The organism is Novosphingobium sp., assembly GCF_036803765.1.
GTDB lineage: Bacteria > Pseudomonadota > Alphaproteobacteria > Sphingomonadales > Sphingomonadaceae > Novosphingobium.
In genome coordinates, this window is the sequence record NZ_DAIRTS010000035.1 from 22,051 (window position 1) to 30,240 (window position 8,190).

At 68.3% G+C, this 8,190-nt stretch carries 7 protein-coding genes; all 7 read right to left on the reverse strand.

Annotated elements, in window-relative coordinates:
- Window positions 1–4 precede the first annotated feature (4 nt).
- The 7 genes from V7Q48_RS16765 to V7Q48_RS16795 all read right to left on the reverse strand — a co-directional run bounded on the left by V7Q48_RS16765 (window position 5) and on the right by V7Q48_RS16795 (window position 8,144).
- Window positions 5–1,015 carry an aldo/keto reductase gene (locus tag V7Q48_RS16765; RefSeq protein ID WP_333839978.1) on the reverse strand — a complete coding sequence of 337 codons (1,011 nt, stop codon included), beginning with the start codon at window positions 1,013–1,015 and terminating at the stop codon, window positions 5–7.
- Window positions 1,016–1,149: 134 nt separating this feature from the next.
- A complete protein-coding gene (locus V7Q48_RS16770; protein ID WP_333839980.1) occupies window positions 1,150–1,593 on the reverse strand; it encodes an aconitase X swivel domain-containing protein in 444 nt (147 codons plus the stop codon).
- Window positions 1,590–2,921, reverse strand: a complete 1,332-nt coding sequence (locus tag V7Q48_RS16775) for an aconitase X catalytic domain-containing protein (RefSeq protein WP_333839982.1) — start codon at window positions 2,919–2,921, stop codon at window positions 1,590–1,592. The genes V7Q48_RS16770 and V7Q48_RS16775 overlap by 4 nt, the downstream gene beginning before the upstream one ends.
- A 32-nt stretch (window positions 2,922–2,953) precedes the next feature.
- On the reverse strand, window positions 2,954–3,685 hold the full coding sequence (locus V7Q48_RS16780) for a MarR family winged helix-turn-helix transcriptional regulator (RefSeq protein ID WP_333839984.1): 732 nt from the start codon (window positions 3,683–3,685) through the stop codon (window positions 2,954–2,956).
- A gap of 3 nt (window positions 3,686–3,688) precedes the next feature.
- Window positions 3,689–5,395: a dihydroxy-acid dehydratase gene (locus tag V7Q48_RS16785; protein ID WP_333839986.1), complete on the reverse strand. Its 1,707-nt coding sequence runs from the start codon at window positions 5,393–5,395 to the stop codon at window positions 3,689–3,691.
- A gap of 12 nt (window positions 5,396–5,407) precedes the next feature.
- Entirely contained in the window at window positions 5,408–6,805 is a 1,398-nt protein-coding gene (locus tag V7Q48_RS16790) for an MFS transporter (RefSeq protein WP_333839988.1), read from the reverse strand.
- A gap of 43 nt (window positions 6,806–6,848) precedes the next feature.
- Entirely contained in the window at window positions 6,849–8,144 is a 1,296-nt protein-coding gene (locus V7Q48_RS16795; protein ID WP_333839990.1) for an FAD-dependent oxidoreductase, read from the reverse strand.
- Window positions 8,145–8,190: the final 46 nt, after the last annotated feature.

The following is an 8,190-nucleotide window of genomic DNA, read 5'->3' on the forward strand; positions in this document are numbered from 1 at the left end:
ACACTCAGTCGCTGATCGGCAGCGGGGCATCGGGGTGGACCAGCCCCTGTGCGCGCAGGTCATGCCAGAAGGCGGCGGGGATGACTTCGCGCAATGCGGCCCCGTCCTCGGCGATGCGCGAGGGACGGCTCGCGCCGGGGATGACCGCGACGACCGCCGGATGGGCGAGGGCGAACTGCAGCCCCGCCGCCTTGACCGAGATGCCGTGGCGGTCGGCCAGCGCCTTGATCGCCGCGACCTTTGCGAGAATCTCGGGCTTGGCCGGCGCATATTCGAAGTTCGGACCGCCCACCAGCGCGCCCGAGCTGTAGGGGCCGCCGACGACGATGCCGAGGTCGCGCTCGAGTGCCTTGGGCATCAGCCGCTGCAGCGCGCGGTCGTGATCGAGCAGGGTGTAGCGGCCCGCAAGCAGCGAGACATCGGGGCGCGGGCCATCGAGGTCGAGCAGCAGTTCGATGGCTTCGACGCGATTGACACCGAGGCCCCAGCCCCGGATCACCCCCTCGTCGCGCAGGCGGTCGAGCGCGCGGAAGGCGCCGCGGCGTGCCTGTTCGAACTTTGCCAGCCACTCGTCGCCGTAGAAGTCCTGGGCCACGTCGTGGACGAAGACCATGTCGATGCGGCTGGTGCCGAGCCGCTCGAGGCTGCCCTCGATCGAGCGCAGCGTGCCGTCTTCGGAGTAGTCGTCGATAACCTTGTTGGGCCGGCCGTGCTTGAAGACCTCGCCCTTCTCGCCATTGTCGCGCGCGGCATCGTCCACTTCGTCGAGGACGATGCGGCCGACCTTGGTGCTGATGACATAGTCTTCGCGCGGCTTGCCCGCGAGGGCCTGGCCCATGCGCAGCTCCGCCAGGCCGGCACCATAGAACGGGGCATTGTCAAAGTAGCGGATGCCGTCGTCCCAGGCCGCCTCGACGGTGGCGAGCGCCTCGTCTTCTGGAATGTCGCGAAACATGTTGCCGAGCGGCGCTGCGCCGAAGCCCAGCGCGCCATCGAGAAGGTGCTTGATCGCCATGGTCCTGTATCCTGTTCCGGGTCCGTCCGCCGGGAAGCCCCTGCGGTTGCACCGAATGTAGGCCCGGCGCCGGGGCATCGGTACCCCCGCGCCGGGCCAACCACTTTTGAACCCGAAGCAAAGATCGACCGGGGTCAGCCCGCGCGCCAGCCCTCGACGCGGCCGCGGGTGGCATCGACGCGCAGCCAGTCCCCGTTCCGGGCGAGGGTCAGCGGGTCGCGGTCGAAGTCGGTCATCGACGGGACGCGCAGCACGACGGCGCCGAGGGCGGCCTTGGTGGTGGTGACGTTGAACAGCAGCGCCAGCGGTGCCGTGCCGGCCAGCCGGGTCATGTGAAAGATCGAGGACCAGCCCGACGATCCCTTGGCGCCGGGAAAGACGAGGATCTTGCCGGCAAAGCTGGTGCCGTTGAGTTCGTGCCGGCTTTCGATCACCGTGCCCTTCATCGGATTGACGCCGCCCCAGCCGGAGATGGTGTGCCGGGTGACGAGCGCTTCGCCCTCGATCACGCCGGGCACGACGCAGCGGCCATGAATGACATAGTCGGGCTCGCGCGCGGTTTGCGGTGCAGTGCTCATGCCAGGTCTCCCCGCCAGACGCCGCTGCAGGCCGCGTCGATGCATTCGGCGGTTGTGCCGAACCAGCCTTCGATGCCCATCATCGCGGGCAGGTAATGCGTCTGCTTGGCGCTGTCGAATGCAGCGACGCGCGTGCCGGGCGGGATCGCCTGGCTGATCGCCGAGCAGGTATCGGTCATCAGCCGCGCGCCGGCGGCGTTGAGCGTTGCGGTGTGCCCGCCGGCGTCGGCCATGGTCTTGACCGCGCGGCTGGTGAAGATCCACAGCGCGCTATTGGCGTGCACGCGGCGCCCCTCGATCATGTGGGCGACTTCGGCGATCTGCTCGATCGAATAATGCGGGCAGCCCAGCATCACGAAATCGACCGCAGTGCTCTGTCCCACGCTGTTGAGCGTCTCCCACGTCCGGCGCCTTGCCGCTGCGTCGTAGACGAAGCGCTCGCCGCGCGCAGGCCCGCCGAACGCCATCTCGAGGTCGCGGGCCTCGGGGGTGATGCCGACCATGTGATACATCTCCACCCCGCCCGACGAGGCGGCCGCCGCACCGAAATGCTTGTGCCGGGTCAGCGAGGCCTTGGCGATCCCGCCCGACAGCACGGGGATGGTGTCTTCCACCGCAGCCCCGGTGAAATAGCCGAGCAGTCCCCAGTCGAAGACATCCTCCACCGGCACCTGGACATCGATGGCGTGCTGGCCTCGGCGGAACTCGTCGCGATGGAAGCCCCAGTTGGGGATGCGCTTGGCGAGCATGGCGGCGCTGGTGGACTCGCGGCCCTCGCAGTTGGTGCGCCCGCCGATCACCGAGTTGCAGAACACGACCGCGCTCGACTCCATCCATGCGCAATGCTCGCCCATGACCGGGACGTTGCCGGCGATGTAGGGCGTGCAGGTCTTGAGCAACTGGATGCCGTGCTCGGCCACCTGTTGCTCGTCGTAGCGGAAATTGGCGTTGGCGGCCTCGGTCATGCCCTGTTCGCGCCACAGTTCCGGGTCCATCCCGCCCTGGAGATGGCACGAGAAGGCGTTCATCCGCGGCACGTCGACGACATCGTCGGAATCGAGGTCGAAACGCGAGAAAACCGCGCGATAATCGCCGCCTTCGGCCGCGTAATACTCCTTGATCCATGGGGAGGCGGAGCCGGGCACGCCCGCGACGTTGTTGGTCTCGACGAAGTTCTCGGCACCCAGCGCGTCGGCATACCGGACCAGCAGCGCCATGGCCCTGGCCACCGCTGCGCCCTGTTCGCCGTCGAGCATCGCCTTTTCCTGGCTGGTGAGGGTCACCATCTCGATCTCATCCTCTCGTAGCAAGCTATCTATTTTGGTCATGCCCCGCCTGTGACGCGGCACTTCGGCAAGGCTCAGCGCATGGCGTCGAGCCGGCGCAGGATGTGCGTGAGCACCTCGACGGTGACTGCCAGTTTCTCCGGCTCGATTCCCGACAGGACATCGGCGCGCAACTCGTTGGTGATTGCCATGATCGCCTCGATCGCCGCCTGCCCGGCCGGGGTGATGCGGTTGAGCGTCACGCGCCGGTCCTCGGTGCTCTGCTCGCGCTCGATCAGCCCGTCGCGCGCCAGCGTGTCGAGCATGCGCACCATCGTCGGCCCTTCGACGCTGATGAGCCGGGCCAGTTCGCCCTGGCTCAGCGCGGCGTCGGAATAGGCGACATGGAACAGCGTTTCCCAGCGTGCCATGGTCTGGTCGAGCGACTTGATGCGGTCGTTGGCGACCTTGCGCCACAGGCGTCCGGCGACGACGATCGCGCGGGTGACGCGGAACAGGCCATCATCGGTGCTGTCGCCGCTCGCGCGGCGATAGCGCATCAGGTGGCGTTCGGACTCGTCCAGCGCGAAGCCGCCGGGCAGGGCGATTTCCTCGCGGCGGCGGCTGCCGCGGCCCGTCGAAGGTGCCTTGGGTGGCGCCGCCTTGGGTCCGCGCTTGTGATCGGTGCGGTCCCGTGTCCGCGCCTTGCCGTCGATCCGGCCATCCGTGTCGTCCATCGCCGCGATGATGCCCGAGCCCTGCGCATTTGTATAGTCTGCTACCGAAGCAGGCTCGTCGAGCGTCAACGCGGGCGATGAATGCGGCACCGGTCAGCCCCGTTCGGTCGCGGCAAGGTCGAGTAGCACCGCCCCGGTCGCCATCGGCTGGACGTCGCGGCGATAGACGCCGAGCCAGCCATCGGCGGGGACGGGGAAGGCATTGCCGGGGGCAGGGCGCTGCGCCAGTTCCTCGGCGGGAACCACCAGGTCCATGCGCCGCTGCGCCACGTCGATCTCGATGCGGTCGCCGTCGCGCACCCGGGCGATCGGGCCTCCCACGGCAGCTTCGGGGGCCACTTCGGCGATGGTCAGGCCCTTGAGGCATAGGCCCGAAAGCTGGCCGTCGGTGATGAACGCCACGTCCTTGGCAAGGCCTGCGGCATCGATGGCGAACAGCACGATCGAGGCGCCGCCACCCATGGCCGGCCCGCCCTTGAGACCCTGGCCACGCAGCACGAGCACGTCACCTTTGCGCAATTCGCCGTCTGCGATCGCCTTCATCGCGCTGGCGGTGTTCTCGAATACCCGCGCGGTGCCGGTGAATTCCTCTGGGCGCGTGCCGTCGCGGATGCCGAGCTTGACCACCGCGCTTTCGGGCGCGAGCGAGCCCTTGAGGATCGCGATGGAGGGGCCTTCGGACACCGGATTGCCCAGCGGGCGGATGATCTCGGCGTCGACGACCGCGGCGTCGGCCAGGTCTTCGCCCATGGTCCGCCCCGAGGCGACAAGGACATCGCGATCGAGCACAGGCTCCAGCTGCTTGAGCATCGCACGGGCGCCGCCGGCATCCTCGAAGCCCTCGATCCGCACCGGGCCGTTGGGACGCACGGCGGCCAGTGTCGGCACCTTGCGGCCCATCTCGTCCCAGATGGCAAAGAGATCGGCATCGACGCCGCCTTCGACGGCCGTGGCCTGGAGGTGCTTGATCGCGTTGATCGAACCCGAGACCGCCAGCACCATCGCGGCGGCATTGCGGAAGGCGCCGGGCGTCATGATGCGGCGCGGGGTCAGGTCCTCGTGGACCATCTCGACGATCCGGTCCCCTGCGGCGCGCGCATCGGCGAACATCTTGTCGCTGTTGGCGCGCACCGGCGCCGAGCCAGCGACGCACATGCCGAGCGCCTCGACCACGCAGTGCATGGTGTTGGCGGTTGCCATGCCGGCACAGACGCCGGGGCCGCGGATGGCGTTGCGCGTCACGTCTTCCATCGCGTGCTTGCCCGGCTTGCCGAGGCTTGCACCGACGCCGCCCGAGAACAGGTCCTCGATATCGACATGATCGCCGTCGACCATGCCCGAGGCCTGGTACCCGCCGATGACCAGCAGCGTCGGGATGTTCAGCCGCATCGCGGCCATGAGGTGGCCCGGCGGGGTCTTGTCGCAGCTGGTCAGGCAGACCATGCCGTCGAGCATGGCGGCCTCGACCTGCGCCTCGATGTCGTTGGTTACGAGGTCACGCGCGGCGAGGATGTAGCTGCCCTGGCGTCCGGCACCGGTGATGAAGTCAGAAGGCGCTGTGGTACGCACCTCGAACGGAACGCCGCCGGCCGCGCGGATGGCTTCCTTCACCACCTTGGCCACGCCGTCGAGGTGAGCGAAGCAGATCGCGAGTTCCGACGACGAATTCACCACCGCGATCTTGGGCTTGAGCATGTCCTCCTCGGTGAGGCCCAGCGCACGCCAGTGGGCGCGGCGGACATGCGAGTTGGCGGCGATACTGCGCAACGGCTTGGCGGGTGTCGGGGTGGGTGCGGTCATGGGGGGAGCCTTTCAGGAGACGGGGGAGATGGCAGGTTCGGCAGCGGGCGCCGCCGCAGGAGAGGGGGCGGGGGAGTGGCGCTCGCGGCCGATGGCGATCGCGATGCCGACCGCACAGATCGCCAGCACGATTGGGCAGATCGCAAGGATCGCGAAGCTGGTGACGACCGGCAGGCCCGAGGCGAGCACGAGACCGCCGAGGATCGGCCCGGCGATGCCGCCGATCTTGGCGACCGAGGTGGCCCAGCCCGAACCATTGGCGCGGATCGCGGTGGGATAGTAGATGCCCGCGATCGACAGGATGCCGAAGTGGGCACCGCCGACGAGGCTGGTCGAGACCACTGACAGCACCAGGAACGCCGAGGGGCTGAGCGGCACGAGGCCGATGAGCAGCAGCACGGGAGCTGCAAGCGCGGGGAAGAAGGCCACTGCCATCGCCCCGACACGGTCGGTGAAGCGCATCAGCAAGAGGCCCAGCACCGCGCCCATCATGCCCGAGAACGACGAGACATAAGCCGCGACGTCGCGGGTGAAGTGGAGATCCTCGTAGACGATCGGACCCCAGTTGGCCTTGAAATAGACCGCCAGCGTGCTGGCGATATAGCCCAGCCACAGCAGCGGGGTGATCCAGCGCAGCCGCCCGGCAAAGAGCTGGCCGACCCGGAAGTTGCCCCCGGTCTCCGCCTTTTCGTCGCCAAGCACGAAGTGGTCGTGTGCCTGCGCGTCCAGCCCCGGGTCGATGCGGTTCAAGGTCTGGGCGACGCGGGCGGGGTCGCGATTACGTGCCACGAGGAAGCGGACGGACTCGGGCAGCCACACGAACAGCGCAGCAGCGATCACCAGCGTCGCCGCGCCGCCTGCCAGGAAGACGCCTTCCCAGCCGAAGCGGGGTGCCAGCCAAACGGTGACCGGCCCGGCCAGCGCGGTACCGAGGCTGTAGCCCATCATGATGACGGTCACGACCGTGGAGCGCAGGCGGGCCGGCACGTATTCGATGTTCAGCGCCCAGGCCAAGGGCAGCATCCCGCCGATCGCGAAGCCGTCGAGAAAGCGCAGCACGAGCAGCGCTTCATAGGACCGGGCGAGCGCCGTGGCGGCGGTCAGCACGCCGAACGCGACCGCGGCGAACGCGATGGTCTGGCGCCGGCCGCGCCGGTCACCCAGCCAGGCCAGCGCGAACCCGCCGATCATCATGCCCAGCAGCCCGGCCGAGAAGACGTTGCCCAGCATCGGCTTCGACAGGCCCAGTTCGTCGCGCATGTAGGGCGCGGTGAAGCTGATCATCATCATGTCGAAGCCGTCGAACACCGTGATGAGCCACGACAGCGCGATCAGGCGATAATTGAACGGACCGAGACGACGCGCGTCAATCACGCGGGCGACGTCGATGGTCCTGCTGGCCTTTCCCATCAAGGGATCCTTTCCCGGCTGGCTGCATCCGATCGGTGCGGCCTTATCCTTCGAGATTTGCGGCAATTTTCGATTGGAGCAAGCGCATGTCGACCTGATGCACCGAACCCGAGCCGGCGATCGTCAGCGCATGCGCGGCGGCGGCGCCCATGGCGATGCACGGCCCCATCACCCGCACCGAGGACAGCGCGGTGGAGTCTGCATCGATGCAGCGCCCCACGGCGACGAGGTTGTCGGCGCCGGCCACCGTCAGCGAGCGCAGCGGCACGGTGTGGACATGCTCGGGCCGGAAGGTCTCCCAGACGTAGCCCTCGCGGTTGTGATGCTGCTCGAGCGGCCAGGAACAGCGGGCGATGGCATCGTCGAACTTGGTCGCGGCGCGGACCTCGTCGGTGGTAAGGTGATGCGTGCCGACGATCCAGCGCGTCTGGCGCACGCCCGGCAGGCCATAGGCGCGGACCTTGGCCTTGCCGAAGGCCTCGGGAAATTCCGCGCGGAGGAACACCAGCGTGCGATCGGCCTGTTCCTTGCCGTCGATCTGCTTTTCGGCCGCGTCGAAGGGATCGAGCGGCGTCTCGATGTGCGTCATGTTGACCATCGCGACGTCGGTGCCGGGGAAGGTCGCGGCAAAGCCGTCGCGGCGCATCATGCCATAGTGTTCGCCGCGCTCGGCGATGCGGCGTGCCATGGTATCCCAATCGGGCTTGTGCGCGTCGTCGATGCCCTCGACGATGAGCATCTGCGAGCCGTAGATCTGGCCTTCGGCCTGCACGCGGCAATCGAACCCGGCCTGCCAGGTGAGCGCGGCATCGCCCGAGGCATCGATGAAGCCCTGTGCCCGGATGCGCACGTCGCCGTGGCGGGTCGCGACGTCGAGCGCGGCGATGCGCCGGCCCTCGACGTGGACCTTGCGGATGATCGCGCCGGTCAGCGGGCGGACACCGGCGGCGATGACCGCCTTCTCGACCCAGCGGCCGAGCGCGACCTCGTTGTACATCACCACCTTCATCACCCCGCCTTGGATGATGTGGGCGTTGCCCTCGGCGGTGAGGTCGTGGATGATCTCGTCGGCGATGCCGTGCGTCAGCTGGCGCCCGTCGAGCCCCGGGGTATAGAGGCCGCAGAACATCCCGATGATCGAGTTGACGGCCTGGCCGCCGAGCGAGGGCAGGCCATCGACGAGGATGACCCGGTTACCGGCGCGGGCCGCCTCGATCGCGGCGGAGGCACCCGACGCACCCGATCCGACCACGCAGATATCGCATTCGGCTTCGATCGTGGCGGGGGCGTCGCGGCGGGACACGACGCGGGTGGCGGGATCGAAAGGACGGTCGAGCATCGGTTGGGTAATCCATGTCTGTGGGGGAAAAATCCCCGGGGCGCAC

Bases quoted from the DNA above. Each gene is read 5' to 3' on its own strand.
- V7Q48_RS16790 (WP_333839988.1), bottom strand. From the start codon at position 6,805: ATGGGAAAGGCCAGCAGGACCATCGACGTCGCCCGCGTGATTGACGCG.
- V7Q48_RS16795 (WP_333839990.1), bottom strand. From the start codon at position 8,144: ATGCTCGACCGTCCTTTCGATCCCGCCACCCGCGTCGTGTCCCGCCGC.
- V7Q48_RS16765 (WP_333839978.1), bottom strand. From the start codon at position 1,015: ATGGCGATCAAGCACCTTCTCGATGGCGCGCTGGGCTTCGGCGCAGCG.
- V7Q48_RS16775 (WP_333839982.1), bottom strand. From the start codon at position 2,921: ATGACCAAAATAGATAGCTTGCTACGAGAGGATGAGATCGAGATGGTG.
- V7Q48_RS16770 (WP_333839980.1), bottom strand. From the start codon at position 1,593: ATGAGCACTGCACCGCAAACCGCGCGCGAGCCCGACTATGTCATTCAT.
- V7Q48_RS16785 (WP_333839986.1), bottom strand. From the start codon at position 5,395: ATGACCGCACCCACCCCGACACCCGCCAAGCCGTTGCGCAGTATCGCC.